Source organism: Gordonia sp. CPCC 205333 (genome assembly GCF_048537885.1).
Classification (GTDB): Bacteria; Actinomycetota; Actinomycetes; order Mycobacteriales; family Mycobacteriaceae; genus Gordonia.
On record NZ_JBCLVI010000003.1, the window covers coordinates 228424 to 244666 of the forward strand.

General features: G+C 63.2%; 18 protein-coding genes. 17 read left to right on the plus strand and 1 reads right to left on the minus strand.

Annotated elements, in window-relative coordinates:
• Positions 1-16 precede the first annotated feature (16 nt).
• The 7 genes from AAFP29_RS11245 (at position 17) to trmD (ending at position 7587) form a co-directional block, all read left to right on the plus strand.
• Positions 17-2455: a [protein-PII] uridylyltransferase gene (locus tag AAFP29_RS11245; protein ID WP_419217459.1), complete on the plus strand. Its 2439-nt coding sequence runs from the start codon at positions 17-19 to the stop codon at positions 2453-2455.
• Positions 2456-2492: 37 nt separating this feature from the next.
• On the plus strand, positions 2493-4070 hold the full coding sequence (ffh, locus tag AAFP29_RS11250) for a signal recognition particle protein (RefSeq protein ID WP_419217460.1): 1578 nt from the start codon (positions 2493-2495) through the stop codon (positions 4068-4070).
• 29 nt (positions 4071-4099) lie between these two features.
• Complete coding sequence (locus AAFP29_RS11255) at positions 4100-5188, plus strand: amidohydrolase family protein (RefSeq protein ID WP_419217461.1); 1089 nt, start codon at positions 4100-4102, stop codon at positions 5186-5188.
• Between the two features lie 435 nt (positions 5189-5623).
• Entirely contained in the window at positions 5624-6097 is a 474-nt protein-coding gene (gene rpsP, locus AAFP29_RS11260) for a 30S ribosomal protein S16 (protein WP_419217462.1), read from the plus strand.
• Positions 6094-6336 (plus strand): RNA-binding protein, encoded by a 243-nt coding sequence (locus AAFP29_RS11265; RefSeq protein WP_007317403.1) that lies wholly within the window; start codon positions 6094-6096, stop codon positions 6334-6336. Before rpsP ends, AAFP29_RS11265 begins: the two co-directional genes overlap by 4 nt.
• Positions 6337-6355: 19 nt before the next feature.
• Positions 6356-6877, plus strand: coding sequence for a ribosome maturation factor RimM (gene rimM / locus AAFP29_RS11270; protein WP_419217463.1), 522 nt, complete (start codon positions 6356-6358; stop codon positions 6875-6877).
• 35 nt (positions 6878-6912) lie between these two features.
• A complete protein-coding gene (trmD, locus tag AAFP29_RS11275; RefSeq protein WP_419218069.1) occupies positions 6913-7587 on the plus strand; it encodes a tRNA (guanosine(37)-N1)-methyltransferase TrmD in 675 nt (224 codons plus the stop codon).
• A 54-nt stretch (positions 7588-7641) separates the two neighbouring features.
• Here trmD and AAFP29_RS11280 read toward each other — a convergent pair whose 3' ends face one another.
• Positions 7642-7785 (minus strand): hypothetical protein, encoded by a 144-nt coding sequence (locus tag AAFP29_RS11280; protein WP_419217464.1) that lies wholly within the window; start codon positions 7783-7785, stop codon positions 7642-7644.
• 301 nt (positions 7786-8086) lie between these two features.
• Between AAFP29_RS11280 and AAFP29_RS11285 the strand changes: the two genes are divergently transcribed.
• The 10 genes from AAFP29_RS11285 to dprA all read left to right on the plus strand — a co-directional run bounded on the left by AAFP29_RS11285 (position 8087) and on the right by dprA (position 16190).
• Complete coding sequence (locus tag AAFP29_RS11285; RefSeq protein WP_419218070.1) at positions 8087-8389, plus strand: YbaB/EbfC family nucleoid-associated protein; 303 nt, start codon at positions 8087-8089, stop codon at positions 8387-8389.
• A gap of 2 nt (positions 8390-8391) precedes the next feature.
• Positions 8392-9702, plus strand: coding sequence for a hypothetical protein (locus tag AAFP29_RS11290; protein ID WP_419217465.1), 1311 nt, complete (start codon positions 8392-8394; stop codon positions 9700-9702).
• Between the two features lie 197 nt (positions 9703-9899).
• Entirely contained in the window at positions 9900-10241 is a 342-nt protein-coding gene (gene rplS, locus AAFP29_RS11295) for a 50S ribosomal protein L19 (RefSeq protein WP_419217466.1), read from the plus strand.
• 63 nt (positions 10242-10304) lie between these two features.
• Positions 10305-11156 (plus strand): signal peptidase I, encoded by an 852-nt coding sequence (gene lepB / locus AAFP29_RS11300; RefSeq protein WP_419218071.1) that lies wholly within the window; start codon positions 10305-10307, stop codon positions 11154-11156.
• 8 nt (positions 11157-11164) lie between these two features.
• Positions 11165-11851, plus strand: a complete 687-nt coding sequence (locus tag AAFP29_RS11305; protein ID WP_419217467.1) for a ribonuclease HII — start codon at positions 11165-11167, stop codon at positions 11849-11851.
• Between the two features lie 33 nt (positions 11852-11884).
• On the plus strand, positions 11885-12193 hold the full coding sequence (locus tag AAFP29_RS11310; RefSeq protein ID WP_419217468.1) for a DUF2469 domain-containing protein: 309 nt from the start codon (positions 11885-11887) through the stop codon (positions 12191-12193).
• Positions 12194-12479: 286 nt separating this feature from the next.
• Complete coding sequence (locus AAFP29_RS11315; protein ID WP_419217469.1) at positions 12480-12938, plus strand: hypothetical protein; 459 nt, start codon at positions 12480-12482, stop codon at positions 12936-12938.
• 209 nt (positions 12939-13147) lie between these two features.
• Positions 13148-13546 (plus strand): YraN family protein, encoded by a 399-nt coding sequence (locus AAFP29_RS11320; protein ID WP_419217470.1) that lies wholly within the window; start codon positions 13148-13150, stop codon positions 13544-13546.
• 8 nt (positions 13547-13554) lie between these two features.
• Positions 13555-15066, plus strand: a complete 1512-nt coding sequence (locus tag AAFP29_RS11325; RefSeq protein WP_419217471.1) for a YifB family Mg chelatase-like AAA ATPase — start codon at positions 13555-13557, stop codon at positions 15064-15066.
• The gene (gene dprA, locus AAFP29_RS11330) at positions 15063-16190 is read left to right on the plus strand and encodes a DNA-processing protein DprA (protein ID WP_419217472.1); all 1128 of its coding nucleotides are present in this window, start codon (positions 15063-15065) and stop codon (positions 16188-16190) included. Before AAFP29_RS11325 ends, dprA begins: the two co-directional genes overlap by 4 nt.
• The last annotated feature ends 53 nt before the right edge of the window (positions 16191-16243 follow it).

Here is a 16243-nt window from a genome sequence, read left to right on the forward strand (position 1 = left end):
GAGAAGGGCAACTTCGATGAGTACCTCCCCAATCGGCTCGGCGAAGGATTTGACGATCGCCCGCCGTAATCTGTTGGAGCGCAACGCGAGTGGCAAACTCGATGCTCCCGGACTGCGGCGGGCGCTCGGCGATCTTTACGAATTCTGGTTGGCGGCCAAGGCAACCGAACTCGGCATAACCGAACGCAGCGGCTTCGCTATCGTCGCCGTTGGCGGTCTTGGACGTCAGGAAGTCGTCCCATATTCGGATCTCGATCTGATCCTGCTGCACGACGACATGAATTCGGATCGGGTGGCCGAAGTCGCCGACGGTCTCTGGTATCCGTTGTGGGACGCCAACATCGGGCTCGACCATAGCGTCCGTACCGTGCCGCAAGCACTCGCGGTGGCCCGTGAGGACGTCAGTGCGGCACTGGGTATGACCGAAGCTCGGCATATCGTGGGCGACGAAGATCTGTCGTCGCTGCTCATCGGTGGCACCCGCCAGCAGTGGCGTACCGAGATCCGACGTCGGCTGCCCGAAGTGATCGCGCACGCACAGGGGCGATGGCAGCGGGCCGGGGATATCGCTCACCGCACCGAACCCGATTTGAAGAACGGTCGCGGCGGACTGCGTGACGTCCAACTCCTCTCGGCTCTCGCGCTCGGTCAGCTGACCGACGGTATGGGTTCGCTGCGGGCTGATTCCCCCGGCGCCGCACCGCAATTGGCGTATGCGCGCCTCCTCGACATTCGTACCGAATTACATCGGATCGCGGGTCGGGCCCGTGAGCAGGTGCGGGCGCAAGATGCCGATGAGATCGGTGCAGCGCTACGCGTCGGCGATCGATTCGACCTGTCGCGGGTGATCAGTGACGCGTCGCGAACCATTACCTATTCACTCGAAGTCGGTATTCGCACGGCGAGTAACGCAGTCCCGCGACGCAGTCTGGCGGCGTTGCGACGTACTCCGATCAGACGACCACTCGACGAGGGAGTCGTCGAGCACCACGGTGAAATAGTCTTGGCGCGTAACGCGATTCCGAGTCGCGACCCCGGTCTGGTGCTACGCGTCGCGTCGGCGTCGGCTCGCACCGGCTTGCCCATCGGGGCGTCGACGCTGGGGCGGCTGGCTGATTTCGCCCCCGAACTGCGCGCCCCATGGTCGGCCGAGGCACGTGCTGATCTGTTGGGGCTACTGTCCACCGGACATCGGATTCTGGGGCCTATCGAAGCGCTCGACCGCACCGGGCTCTGGGGGCGATTGCTGCCGGAATGGGGTGCGGTGCGCGATCTTCCGCCGCGTGACGCCATCCATACCTGGACCGTCGACCGGCACCTGGTGGAGACCGTCGCATACGCGGCGACGATGACCACCCGAGTCTCCAGACCTGATCTGCTGCTTCTCGGCGCACTCATCCACGACCTCGGCAAAGGGCGAGAAGCCGACCACAGCGTCGTCGGCGCGGAACTAGCGGTCGCCATCGGTCAGCGAATGGGGTTGTGGCCGCAGGACACTGAAACACTCGCGGCGATCGTTCGGCACCACCTGCTGTTGCCGCAGATCGCGACGCGGCGTGACCTCGCCGACCCGGCTACCGCAGCCGAGGTGGCTTACAAACTCGGCCACGACCGCCAACTGCTCGAATTGCTCGCGGTGCTCGCCGAGGCCGATTCGCGCGCAACCGGGCCCGGTGTGTGGGGTGACTGGAAGGCGTCGCTGATCGGTGAACTGGTCCGACGGACCGGCGCGCTGATCGAAGGCGATACGCCGATCGAACCCGAAGAGTTGTCGGCCGACCATCGAAGCCTGGCCGAAGCCGGTGGGTTCGCGGTCACTCTCACGGCGGCTCCCGACGGTCCGCACACTTTCGTGGTCACGATGGTGGCGCCGGACAGTCGGGGCTTGTTATCGAGGATGGCCGGGGTACTGGCACTGAGCGGACTGCGGGTATTGGCCGCGACGGTCGCGGGCCACGCGGGCAGCGCGGTCAACACATTCCGGGTCGTCCCGCGTTTCGGCGAGCCGCCGCAGGATGCGGTGCTGCGGCAGCAGCTGATCTCGGCGGTGCAGGGTAAGACCGACGTCGCCGGCCGGCTCGCGGAGCGCGCGGCCGCCGAAGAACCCAACCGTGTCGGCGTCGACAAGACGGAAGGTTTGCCCGCGCTCTTCGGTGTCGCGCCGCCACGAGTGACATGGTCCGAGACGCATTCCGACGTCGTGGTGATGGAATTGCGGGCCGCCGATGCGGTCGGACTCCTGAGCAAGGTGACCGCGATTATCGAGCGGCACGGCGGGGAAGTGGTGTGGGCCAAAGCTACAACGCTCGGCGGTACCGTCGTGGACAGTTTTGGCCTACGACTGAGCGGCGATGGTAATGGCGACAGAGCGGGGATCGCGACCGAAGTGGTCGCGGCCACGGCACTGCCGTCGATACCGTCTGCTGATGAACAAGAGTCCGCAGACCGACACTGACGGCGCCACAGACCTAGCGCTCACGTAGCCTAGGGGAATGTTTGATTCGCTGTCCGACCGCTTGACCGGCGTACTCTCCGACCTGCGGGGTAAGGGGCGTCTGTCCGACGCCGACATCGACCGGACCTGCCGGGAGATCCGTCTGGCGTTGCTGGAAGCCGATGTCGCACTGCCGGTGGTCCGTACCTTCATCGCCAAGATCAAGGAGCGCGCGAAGGGGGCCGAAGTTTCCGCGGCGCTCAATCCGGCTCAGCAGGTCGTCAAGATCGTCAACGAAGAACTAGTCGGCATTCTCGGCGGCGAGACTCGTCGAATCACGTTGGCCAAGACCCCGCCGACGGTGATCATGCTCGCTGGCTTGCAAGGCGCGGGTAAGACCACGCTCGCCGGAAAACTCGGCAACTGGTTGATCAAGCAGGGGCACACCCCGCTGCTCGTCGCGTGTGACCTGCAACGTCCGGGTGCCGTATCGCAGTTGCAGATCGTGGGCGAGCGTGCCGGTGTACCCGTGTTCGCTCCGCATCCGGGGACCAGCGTCGGTGGCGAGGGCGCGCTTGGTGTCAGTTCGGGCGATCCGGTCGCCGTCGCACGCGCCGGAGTCGAGCAGGCCCGCACCGACCAGCGCGACGTCGTCGTGATCGACACCGCTGGCCGCCTTGGTCTCGACGACGAGTTGATGCGTCAGGCATCGGATATCCGCGCCGCGACCGAACCCGACGAAGTTCTGTTCGTCGTCGATGCGATGATCGGTCAAGACGCGGTGACCACCGCCGAGGCATTCCAAAGCGGTGTCGGCTTTACCGGTGTCGTACTGACCAAGCTCGACGGCGATGCGCGTGGCGGTGCCGCACTCTCAGTGCGCGAAGTGACCGGTCAGCCCATCATGTTCGCTTCGTCGGGGGAGAAACTCGACGACTTCGATGTCTTCCACCCGGACCGGATGGCTAGCCGGATCCTCGGTATGGGCGATGTGCTCTCGCTTATCGAGCAGGCTGAAACCCATTGGGACGCACAGCAAGCCGAGGAAGCCGCGCAGAAGATCGTCGGTGGAGACCTCACCTTAGAAGACTTCCTCGAACAAATGCTGATGATCCGGAAGATGGGGCCAATCGGCAACATCCTCGGCATGCTGCCCGGCGCCGGTCAGATGAAAGACGCGTTGGCCGCCGTCGACGACAAGCAACTCGATCGGGTGCAGGCGATTATCCGCGGTATGACACCGGATGAGCGGGCCAACCCGAAGATGATCAATGCCTCCCGCCGGTTGCGGATCGCCAACGGTTCGGGAGTCACAGTCACTGACGTCAATCAGCTTGTCGATCGATTCTTCGAGGCGCGCAAGATGATGTCGCAGATGTCCGGCCGGATGGGAATGGGCGGCGTCAACCGCAAATCCAACCGGAAGAACAAGGGTAAAGGCAAGAAGGGGCGCGGAAAGAACCGCGGACCGACCGCGCCGAAGGCGCGCGGCGGCTTCCCGGGGATGCCGGGGATGCCAGCTGGTTTTCCCGACCTGTCGAATATGCCGGCGGGACTCGACGAGTTGCCACCCGGCCTTGAGGGCATCGACCTCAACAATCTCGACGTGTCGAAATTCGCACCTAAGAAGAAGTAGCACAACACTTTCAGCGGAGGCCGACAACGATGACCGTCACCGACGTCAGCGTGCGCCACTATCGCGGCCGTGATCCGTTCACCGGCGAGCCGATCGAATTGTGGGTGCACGACGGGATCATCTCTCGTGACGTGGTGGCCGGCGCGGTCACAGTCGCCGAGGACGCGTGGCTCATCCCCGGCTTGGTAGACGCCCACAACCATGTGGGAATCGCGCCGGGCCTGGGAGTCACCATCGAGCAAGCACGTGCTTCGGCCTACGCAGACGCCAAGGCCGGCACCTTGCTGATCCGAGAGGTCGGGTCGCCGTTGGATACTCATCCACTTGACTCGGATCCGTTGTGTCCCAGGTTTATTCGATCAGGAAAGCATATCGCCCGGCCAAAGAGATATCTGCGCGATTACGGCGTCGATCTGGCTGATCCCGATCAGCTGGCCGCCGAGGTCGCTCGTCAAGCGGCCGACGGCGACGGTTGGGTGAAGATCGTGGGCGATTGGATCGACCGGGAGGTCGGTGACCTGGCGCCGCTGTGGACGGCGACGCAGTTGACCGCAGCGGTTACCGCGGCCCACAATGCCGGTGCGCGGATTACCGCCCACGTATTCGGAACCGCGGCGCTCGATGAACTGATCGACGCGGGCGTTGACTGCATCGAACATGGAACCGGCTTGCGCGGCGACCACATCGACAAGCTGGTGGAACAGTCGATTGCGTTGGTGCCCACCGCGATTCAAGTGGAGAACTTTCCGTCGATCGCAGACGGGGCCGACCGGTTTCCGGCGTACCAGGCAAATATGCGCGCGTTATACGGCGGTGCTCGCGATGTCTTCGGTGCCGCCCGCGAGGCAGGGGTACAGATGTTCGCGGGTACTGACGCCGGCGGGTTCGTCGGGCACGGTCGAATTGTCGATGAGATCGAGGCGATGGCCGCGTTGGGATTCGGGATTCGCGACGCACTGTGGCGGGCCACCGTCGCGCCTCGACGCTGGCTCGGCGCCGGGCTGCTCGATGACGGCGACCGCGCGGACTTTCTGGTGCTTGACGCCGACCCGATCGCCGATCCGTCAACACTGCGGCGACCCGCTTCGGTGGTGAGTTCGGGTCAGGTCGTGGAGTGACTCCGGAGGGCTCCTGCCTGAAACTCCTGAACCGCGTCGGTGCCGTCGATGATCCGGGACCGGCGAGCCTCGAATGATGCCGAATGCAGGATCTGAATATTCGATTGCGGCATCATCCCAAAGTGGTAATAGCACTCTCCAGCGTTGCGGGGCGGGTGAATCTTATGGGGGGAACCAGTTGGTCACTGAGCGGCCGGTTTCAGGGGCCGCAGTTGAAGTCGGTGTCAACGTTGGTGCGGTTACCCCGCGTGGGGTGGGGTAACCCCACACCAGAGTTCGCGCATTTAGCTTTCTCGCGGCTGATCTGGCAGAATTGGCCGCTGGTTCGTCGGTCGCGGTTACGCGCCGCCCGACGGTCACACCACCAAGTACCGCAAAACCGGGCCCGCCGACTGGCGGCGTCGCTGAATTGCGCCGTGACCAAAGAGGAAACACATGGCTGTAAAAATCAAACTCACCCGACTGGGCAAGATCCGCAACCCCCAGTACCGGATCGTCGTTGCCGATTCGCGTACCCGTCGTAACGGACGCGCTATCGAGACGATCGGCAAGTACCACCCGAAGGAAGAGCCCAGCCTGATCGAGGTTGACTCCGAGCGCGCGCAGTACTGGCTGGGCGTCGGCGCACAGCCGACCGAGCCGGTCGCCGCGATCCTCAAGGTGACCGGAGACTGGCAGAAGTTCAAGGGGCTGCCGGGCGCCGAGGGCACCCTGAAGGTCAAGGAGCCCAAGACCAGCAAGCTCGACCTGTTCAACGCGGCTCTCGCTGCCGCCGACAACGAGCCGGTCGCCGCTGCTACCACCGAAAAGAAGAAGAAGGCCCCCAAGAAGGACGAGGCAGTCGACGAAGCCAAGGCCGACGAGCCTGCCGCAGAGGCCACCACCGAGGGTGACAAGGCCGACGCGTGAGCGCAGTCGTCGCTGATGCCGTCGAACATCTCGTTCGCGGTATCGTCTCTAATCCCGACGACGTTCGTGTCGAAATGATCACTGGTCGCCGTGGCCGAATGGTCGAGGTGCATGTCCACCCCGACGACCTCGGTAAGGTGATCGGCCGCAACGGCCGCACTGCGACCGCGCTGCGTACTTTAGTGGGTGGCATCGGTGGTCGTGGTGTCCGCGTCGACATTGTCGATACCGACCGCTGACGCGAACTTAGAGACTTCAGTGGATCTCGTCATTGGTCGCGTGGTGAAATCCCACGGCATACGAGGCGAGATTGTCGTCGATGTCCGCACCGACGACCCTGACAGTCGTTTCGCGAAAGGCGTGACGCTGCGCGGTCGCGCACCGCGCGGCGGTGGCGAAAGTAGCTATACGGTGGCAGCCGCCCGGAATCATTCCGGGCGGCTGTTGCTGTCCCTCAAGGAAGTTGCCGACCGGGGCACCGCCGACGCTATGCGCGGTGTGCTGTTCCTTATCGACACCGCTGAAGTGTCATCGGGCGATGATCCCGACGAGTTCTACGACCACGAAATCGAGGGCGCGGTCGTCGTGACCGTTAACGGCGATGGCGTCGGTGTCGTCGAATCGGTTCTGCATCTGGGTACGTCGGATCTGTTGTCGGTGCGCGCCGCCGACGGTAGGGAACTGTTGATCCCGTTCGTCGCGGACATCGTGCCCGAAGTGTCCGCCGCGCGGATCGTGATCGATCCACCTGATGGTCTGCTCAATCCTGAGCAGTGGTGACCGGGATGGCTGACTCGATCGACACGTCACCCCGGTTGCAGATAGACGTTGTCTCGATTTTTCCCGAGTACCTGCAACCACTGCGAGCTGCCTTGCTGGGCAAGGCAATTGACCGCGGGTTACTCGACGTTTCGGTTCACGATCTGCGCGACTGGGCTTCGGACGTCCATCGCAGCGTCGACGATTCACCGTATGGCGGCGGGCCGGGCATGGTCATGAAGCCGGAGGTGTGGGGTCCGTGCCTCGATGAGGTATGTCCCGACGACGCGTTGCTGGTGGTTCCGACACCGGCCGGAGTTCCGTTTGTCCAAGCCACTGCCCAGCGGTGGAGTAAAGAATCCCACCTGGTTTTCGCGTGCGGACGCTACGAGGGGATCGATCAGCGCGTTTTCGACGACGCGACGCGACGCGTACGGGTCGAAGAGGTCTCAATCGGCGACTTTGTGCTGATCGGTGGTGAGGTCGCGGTGCTGGCGATGGTCGAGGCGACGGTCCGCTTGATGCCAGGTGTGCTGGGAAATCCGGCGTCGCATCAGGAGGATTCATTCTCCGACGGCCTCCTAGAAGGCCCGTCGTACACCCGCCCGGAAACATGGCGCGGATTGTCGGTGCCCCCGGTACTACTCAGCGGAGATCACGCGAAGGTGGCGCAGTGGCGCCACGAACAGGCTGTTGCGCGCACGATCGAACGCAGGCCAGATCTGTTGTAGCGGCCCGGTCCGCGGCCGACGACTTCGACTAGGGATGATGCCGGATCGCTACGTCTATACGACCGCGCGCAGTGCTGTGGCGGCGCCGGCGATGACGAGGGGGATTGCGAGCATCGTCGCCAGACCGGCCACGCTAAGTTGTTCGCGTACGTGGTATTTGTAGTCGCCCCAACCTTCGCCGTCTTCAGTCCCGGGCACGTGCTGAATTCTGGGAGTGAAATGGTGCGCGAACATAGGCAACCTATCTTGAGGGAATATCGGTACCGACGTCGAGGCGGCCGGTGGCGCCCACTAGCCCGGCGAAGCCCTTGGAGCTATCCATCGACCGGCGTGGACACCACAGTGAGTGCTGTGCCTGCGGCGCAGGTACGGCGGAATCGACTGCTACATCTGTTGTAGCGCAGCATCTTTCAGTCAATTCCGCATGCTGGTACACGATGCGTGTCACGCTTACGCCCAGCACTTCACGTAGGGGGCGACGACATTGGGTGGACATCGATTGCGGGCAGAATTATCGCGCCAACGCGACGAACTAGACCGGATCGCGCGGTCGGTCGAACAACTGACTGCAGAGGCGGCGAGCCCCGACCATCTGGTGGCGATTGAGATCAACGCGCGGGGGCTACTCACGGGCCTCCGTATTGAGCCTGCGGTGTTTCGCCGATATCGAGCTGATCAACTTGCGGCCGAGGTTGTTCGCCTCGTCGGGTTGGCGGACCGCAAGATCGCCGCGATACGGAACCAAACGATCGCGGCGACCGTCCAATCCTTGAGCGACTACTCAGGCGATCAGGGGGAATGACGATGTCGGCCGATCCGATGATTCACGACTTGACCGAATGGCGGGCAGCGGCCGATCGGGCGGTCGCACTACGAGACGATCTCACCGCGCTCACCGACGGCCTCAGTGGGAACGCACGAGAAAGGATCGTGAAAGTCGGCGGAGATCTTGCACGGTCCGGCATCGAGACCCTAGTCGACGGCTTGGTGGCCAACCTGCGATCATCTAGGACCAAGTTGGATATCTATGTCGGGATTCTTGGGCGATCAAGCAGCCTAATCGCTGCGGCTGATGGCGATCATCTGATGCCAACGGCCGCCGCACGTGGACTGAACGCCTCGTGGAATATTGTTGGGGCGCTGTATGATTCGCCGCTACTCGGTGATGCTGAAAAGCAGCCCTCGATCGTCGCCGCGCTCTGCCCGGACATATGGCCGACGGCTGATGTCGCGGGCATGCGGTGTGCCACCACGGCGTTGCGTCGCGATGCGAGACGTCTTGCGGCGGCCGTGGATCGGCTAGCGCAACCGTTGGCAATTTCACGAGGGCGTGCGGCCGGGGCATTGACAGCGCAGGCCACCTATATGGCTGGTCCACGTCTGGTCGGGGATTCGGTGCGGGCGATGATCGTCGCTTCCGACGCGCTCGACGCTTACGCCATCGCCGCATCGCACACGCGGGACGACATGCGGACCATCGCCGCGCGGGTGGAGTGCGATCAGGCTCGCGGCAGGGTGTTGAGCGCGTTCGGTGCGGAACCAGCGTTGGTGGAGCCCGCCGCAGCGGGACGGCTGGCATTGGCGGCATCGGGTGAGGACTACCGCACCCGCGTCGATGACATTGGGCGACGGCACGCTGAACAGTTGGGCAATGCGGGGTCTGGGGCGAGCACCCCACCGTTGTCAGTCGGAGCCCTGAGTGGAGTTGTCGGTGCGGGCGCAGTCGGCGGTATGCCCGCGAGTGCGATGTCGCGTCGTCGCGAGCAGGGCGCCGGGACGACGATCGATACGGTCGCGATCGGACGTCGTGTGCGTGAGTTGGCTGGGCTCTTGCCCCTCAAGACGGACGTGCGAATGGCAGTCGGGCTTGCCGTGGCCGACACAGGTGACCAGATAAGAGTGGTCGCGACCAGCGACGACCACGACTACTTACGCTCGGGCGTCACCCTCGGGTCAGGCGAATGGTTTGTCGGGCGCGGGGAAGCGCCAGAATTCTCGCTGCTCGAGTTATGCGCCCAGGTCGGTGGCCAATTGGTGGCAATCGCCTCAACGACACCACCGTCGGAATCGGTTCGAGAAAGATTGAGTGCTCAGCGAGTGCGCGTCGTCGAATAGCAGTCCACTAAGCGATTTCGCCTCGACGGGGTGTTTCTGGCACAATAGACGGGTTGCTCGGAGCCGCCCACCCTTCGTGGGCCGCGCCGGGCTGCGCACTGACACGGAGCACGAACCGGTCGACGCCCGCTGCCTCGCAGAAGGGAACGCCAGGTTCCTCTACTCACGCAAACGCCAGAACAGGATCAAACACCGCAATGAACACTCTCGATTTTCTCGACAAACAGTCGCTGCGCGACGACATTCCGGCCTTCGGCGCTGGCGATACCCTCGACGTTCACGTGAAGGTGATCGAAGGCTCCAAAGAGCGCGTCCAGGTGTTCAAGGGCGTCGTGATCCGCCGCCAGGGCGGTGGCATCCGCGAGACCTTCACCGTCCGCAAGGTGTCCTTCGGCGTCGGCGTTGAGCGTACCTTCCCGGTGCACAGCCCCAACATCGCCAAAATCGACGTTCTCACCCGTGGAGACGTGCGTCGCGCCAAGCTGTACTACGTCCGCGACCTGCGCGGCAAGGCAGCCAAGATCAAAGAGAAGCGCTGACCCGACTACGCTGGCGTCGTGGCTAATTCACACGGCAAGCATTCTTCCGACGGCGAACACCCCGTGGCGAGCGATCCGCACGCCCGGGGTGTTGCTGACGGTGGAGGCGACTTGACCGCAGATACCGGAGATTCCGCGGACTCGACCGCGAAACCATGGCATACCAAAGACGATGCCAACGGCGAGGGTAAAGGCAAGCGCAAGGGAAGCTCGTTTCTTCGGGAAACGGTTATCATCGTCGGCTCGGTGCTCGTCGTTATGTTCGTGCTGACCACCTTCATCGGCCGTCAGTACGTGATTCCCTCGGAATCGATGGAGTCGACCCTGCACGGCTGCACGGGATGTTCCAACGACCGGATTGTGATCGACAAGCTCGCATACCGATTCGGTGACCCGAAGCCGGGCGACGTCGTCGTGTTCAAAGTTCCCGATTCGTGGGATGAGCCGTATCTATCCACCCGATCATCGAACGCGGTGGTTCACAAGATTCAAGATGTGTTGTCCTGGTTCGGGTTCGCGCCTCCCGACGAGAACGACTACGTGAAGCGAGTGATCGCGGTCGGTGGTCAGACGGTGTCGTGTCGCAATGCCGACGGCGTCGGCGTGACAGTCGACGGCAAAGCGCTGCGCGAGCCGTATATCGACATGTCCTTGCAGAATCCCAGCTCGGGCAGTTGTCTTGGTCCCGATTTTGGGCCGTACAAGATCCCAACCGATGCGGTGTGGGTGATGGGCGACAATCGCACCAATTCGTCGGATTCGCGTTACCACATGAATGACGACCCCGCGACGATCGAACCAGATTACAAGTCCGGCGGTTCGGTTCCAGTCGCCGATATCCGCGGCAAAGTGCGCACCATCATCTTCCCGTTTTCGCGGATGGGCGGTGTCGGCTCGATCAACCCGCAGCAATGAGTAGCGGAGTGTCGAAAGTCGTTGTTGGCCGGGGCGATCGATGGCCGCCGCGGTCTCCGGTGCGCCGTGCGGCGAGCCTTCGTACATTCGAATTCGCGTTGCACCGCAACGGTTTGGGGCCAGTTGCCGGCGTTGACGAAGCCGGTCGGGGCGCATGTGCCGGACCGCTGGTGGTCGCTGCCTGCGTTCTCAAACCGACGCAACTGGCGTCGTTGGCCGATCTCGATGACTCGAAAAAGCTGTCGGAGAAGACTCGCGAGGTCCTGTATCGCTCAGTGACAAAGTATGCACTGTCCTATAGCGCAGTGGTGATTCCAGCAGCTGAGATCGATCGGATAGGTATCCACGTCGCGAATATCGAAGGGATGCGGCGTGCCATCAGTGGTCTCGACGTCAGTCCGGGCTACGTGTTGTCCGACGGCTTCACCGTACCCGGCCTGACCGCGCCTTCATTGCCGGTGATCGGCGGTGACGGGGCGGCTGCGTGTATCGCCGGCGCCAGTATCATCGCCAAGGTGACACGCGACCGGATCATGAAGGCAATGGATGACGACTTTCCCGGGTATTCCTTCGCAGTACACAAGGGCTACAGCACGGGCTTGCATATGGACAGTCTGGATCGACTCGGACCGTGTCGGGAGCATCGAATGTCGTACCGGAACGTCGCCGCGCGGGCCGCGGGAACGCCGAAGTAGGGTAGAGCGAGTTATGCGACGGGAGATGTGTGAATGAGCGCTGAGGACCTCGAGAAGTATGAAACCGAGATGGAACTCTCGCTTTATCGTGAGTACAAGGACATCGTCGGACAGTTCACCTATGTGGTCGAGACTGAGCGGCGCTTCTACCTGGCGAATTCGGTTGAACTGTTACCTCGGAACGCTGATGGTGAAGTCTATTTCGAGCTACGGATGAGTGACGCCTGGGTGTGGGATATGTATCGGCCGGCGCGGTTCGTCAAGCAGGTCCGGGTGGTCACATTCAAAGACGTCAACGTCGAAGAGTTGGAAAAACCAGAACTGCGGTTGCCGGAAAACTGATTTCGGCCAGTACGTCCGCCTGCGCGTGGCGATGGACAGGGGGAGCGCCGGGGCCTGGACCGGTACATATGGTCGACGTGTCTGCGGTCGCGGGGGCAGATGTCCGTGGTCGTGTGGTACCGGACGGTCCGTTTCCCAGCTTGTTATATGCGAGGGGGTCGAGCCGCTCGTCGAGTCGCAGCCGTATTTCGACGACCTGAACTTGCAGCCGTTTAGCAACGCGATTGCCGCTAACGTGATGCTCCGGCCGTATTACTGTACGCCTACAGATCCTGCGTCAATAGCATTGCGGCACAGTATCTTTCGTGATCTCGATGCGAACAGCCGGTTGGTTGGCGTCGTCGAGGCATTTCTTGCCGGGGTGGACGAGACGAGGCGCCTGATGGCGCTGTCGGCGAAGGTTCACAACCGATTCGAAGCGATGGGCTGGCATCTGGCGGCGGCCGAGAGCTACCTGGGCGTGGTCCAGCGATTCGTTGCTGGATTCATTGCGGCACAACCTCAATCGGCGTCTTTGAGTGAGCTGACGTCCCGACTCAGCGGATATATCGGTCAAGGCAACCACGCCGCGCCCGATCCGTTTTCGACGCGCTTTGCCGGCCTGATTTGGTGGGATCGGGGCCGATGGAGACGAGTTGCGGTGCGGATCTGTATCGAGCGGTTTTCGGCGTTGACTTGCCGGCCGGATGAGTTCTATGCCCGGTGTAATCTCCGGTCCGGCGGTGTGATCAGCGGAATTCTGTAGGTTGCTGAGGCACTCGGGTCGCATTGTGGCTGGCATCTGTCTGCCGGTTGCCATCGAGGGGAGATCTCCCTTGGCCGCCGTGGACCGGCAGTTCGAATCGAATTCGGTTGGCAGGAATTGCTTTGCACAGGTTCACGATTGTCCACAGTTCTCTCCCTCAAGGCTCGCGGACTGGGTGAGCTGATATCAGGCCCTGCCACGGTTATGGCATGGGGAGTAGTCAGAGGCCGAAGCCGAATCGGCGGGGCCAGATCGGCCAACTCGGCGAAGAGATCGCCGCCGCTCAGTGCAAAGAACTGGGATGGACTGTGCTGGAACGCAACTGGCGCAATCGTTATGGCGAATTGGATATCATCGCGGCCGACGGCGCCGGTCTGATCGTCGTCGAAGTGAAGACTCGATCGACCGATAAGTTCGGCGACGCCGCGCAGGCTGTCACAGCGGCGAAACTGTCCAGAATGCGGAAGTTGACGCGCATGTGGTTGGCTGCGCAGGACAGACACTGGACGTCGATCCGATTCGATGTGATTGCGGTGCAGCTGAATCTGTCCGCACCGCCGGATGGGCACCCCGTCGAAATCCGCCACCACCGCGGCGTATACGTGTAGGCGGCGACATGACACTGGGCAAGTCCTATGCGGTGGGGCTTAACGCATTCTCGGCAACCGTCGTTGAAGTGCAAGCGAATGTGGGGCAGGGACTGCCCGGAGTGACGGTAGGCGGCAACGTCGACGGTGGCATTCGCGAGTCGCGTGAGCGCATCCGCGCAGCGGTGACAAACTCCGGGCACAAGGTCCCCGACCAGAAGATCACCATCATGCTGTTCCCCGCCGACCTGCCAAAGTCGGGCTCGCGATTCGATCTGGCGATGGCATTGGCCATCATCGCCGCGGGGGGAGAGGTCGACGAAGCGAAACTGGCCTCGACCGCATTCATCGGAGAGTTGGCCCTCGACGGCCGGATCCGACCAGTCCGCGGCGTGTTGCCATCGGTCATCGAGGCAAGACGTGCCGGGTATCCACGAGTTGTGGTCCCCCGGGCGAATGCCGCTGAGGCCGTGCTGATTTCGGATATCGAAGTCGGCAGTGCGCAATCATTGTCCGAGGTGCTTGCCTGGCTGGCCGATGACCGGATACTCGACACCGCGATTGATGCTGCGCCGCCCGAGTCAGCACTGGTTCCCGACCTCGCCGACGTCGTGGGACAGTCGGAGGCGCGGTACGCGTTGGAAATTGCGGCGGCCGGGGCACACCATCTGCTGATGACGGGTCCGCCGGGGATTGGGAAGACGATGCTGGCCAGGCGATTACCGGGAATTCTGCCATCGCTTGGCACCGAGGAATCGTTGGAGGTCACCGCGATTCACTCAATAGCCGGCACCCTGCCGACAAAGAATCCACTGATCACCGAGCCGCCATTCATCGCTCCGCACCACTCGACGTCGATCACCGCGCTGCTCGGTGGCGGCACGGGTATGGCCGCACCCGGAGCCGTATCGCGAGCCCACCGCGGTGTGCTGTTTCTTGACGAGTGCGCCGAGATGGGGGCGAAAGTCCTTGACTCCCTGCGCCAACCGATAGAAGAGGGAGAAGTTCGCGTGGCGCGACGAGATGGCGAGGCCAACTATCCGTCGAGGTTTCAATTGGTACTGGCAGCGAATCCCTGCGCGTGCGCGCCAGCTCACGACGTCGACTGCATATGTTCGGCGATCAGTCGTCGGCGCTATCTCGGGAAGCTGTCCGGTCCGCTCATGGACCGTGTCGACATCCGAATTCGGATGGAGCCACCGGGCAATACCGCATTGATGACCGACCTCGGTGAGTCAAGCGCCGCGGTCCGTACGCGTGTTGTTGAAGCTCGCTCGGCTGCCGCGCGACGTTGGGCCGAATTCGGTTGGCTGACCAACGGCGAAGTACCTGGATCGATACTACGACAACAGTTTCGGTTGCCGCCCGGCGTATTGCGTCCGGTGGAACTGTTCCTCCGCGATGGTCGGGTAACCGCGCGTGGTGCCGATCGGGCGCTGCGCCTGGCCTGGACCCTCACCGATCTGAAAGGTGCGGAGCAACCGACCGAAGACGATGTGGCACAGGCATTGTTGTTCCGTGACCGGGGAGGCTATCGATGAGTGCGTACAGCCTGGAGCTCCGTGCGTGGGCGTATCTGGCAAGAGTCGCCGAGCCGCCCGGTGGCCCACTGCGGATGCTCGTAGAGGAAATCGGTGTGGTCGATGCGGCGCGCGCGGTGCGACGACGCGCGATGCCGCCGGGCTATGACGACGTGCTGGGGCTCACGCAGGCTAGGCACGAATCTGACTGCGAGATAAGCGATCTCGACGCGGCTGCACGGGTCGGGGCTCGGTTGGTGACCCCCGACGACGACGAGTGGCCGGGATGGTCACTGATGTCGTTGGCGCAGGCCGACACGGCCGCACGCGGCGGACCGCCACTGGTGCTGTGGGCGCGAGGCCCGGGGCAGATGAACGCGGTTGCGAATTGTTCAGTGGCGCTTGTAGGTTCACGTGCGGCGAGCAACTATGGCGAATATGTCGTGGCGTCATTGGCGGCGGGCGTGGTGGCAGAGGGATGCGCGGTAGTGTCCGGCGGTGCATATGGAATCGATGGTGCGGCCCACCGGTCGGTTCTGGCGTCGGGCGGCCTTACCGCGGCGGTATTGGCGTGCGGTATCGATCGCGACTATCCGGCCGGACACTCGCAACTACTAACGCAAATCGCGAACTCGGGAGTGACGATCAGCGAATACCCGCCTGGCACAACGGCTGCGAAGCACCGGTTCTTGACGCGCAACAGGCTGGTCGCGGCATTGTCGTCGGTGGTGGTCGTGGTGGAGGCGGGACGTAGGAGCGGCGCCGCGAATACCGCGGCGTGGGCGCGCAAACTTGGACGGCCGCTCGGTGCGGTGCCAGGTCCGGTGACGTCGGCTATGTCGGTCGGCTGTCACCGAATGGTCGCCGATGGATTGGCGGCTTTGGTGACTACGGCGTCGGAGGTGATGTCACTGGTGCGGCCCGACGGACAGGGTGGTTCCAACGAGAGTCCGAAACGGGTGACGGATACGTTGAGCTCGGCACAGAGACGGGTGCACGACGCTATTCCGGGGCGCGGGTCGGCAACTGTCGAGGAGATTGCCTACGCCGCGGCAATCGAGGTGTCGGCCGTGCGATCGGCCCTGGCCACGCTGGATGTCGCGGGGCTGGTGGTGCCCAGCGAAGGCGGGTGGAGGTTGGTGTAGGCAGCCGTGATCGACGCGCGCCGATGGTGCGTAGGAGTTGGGTACGCACGATC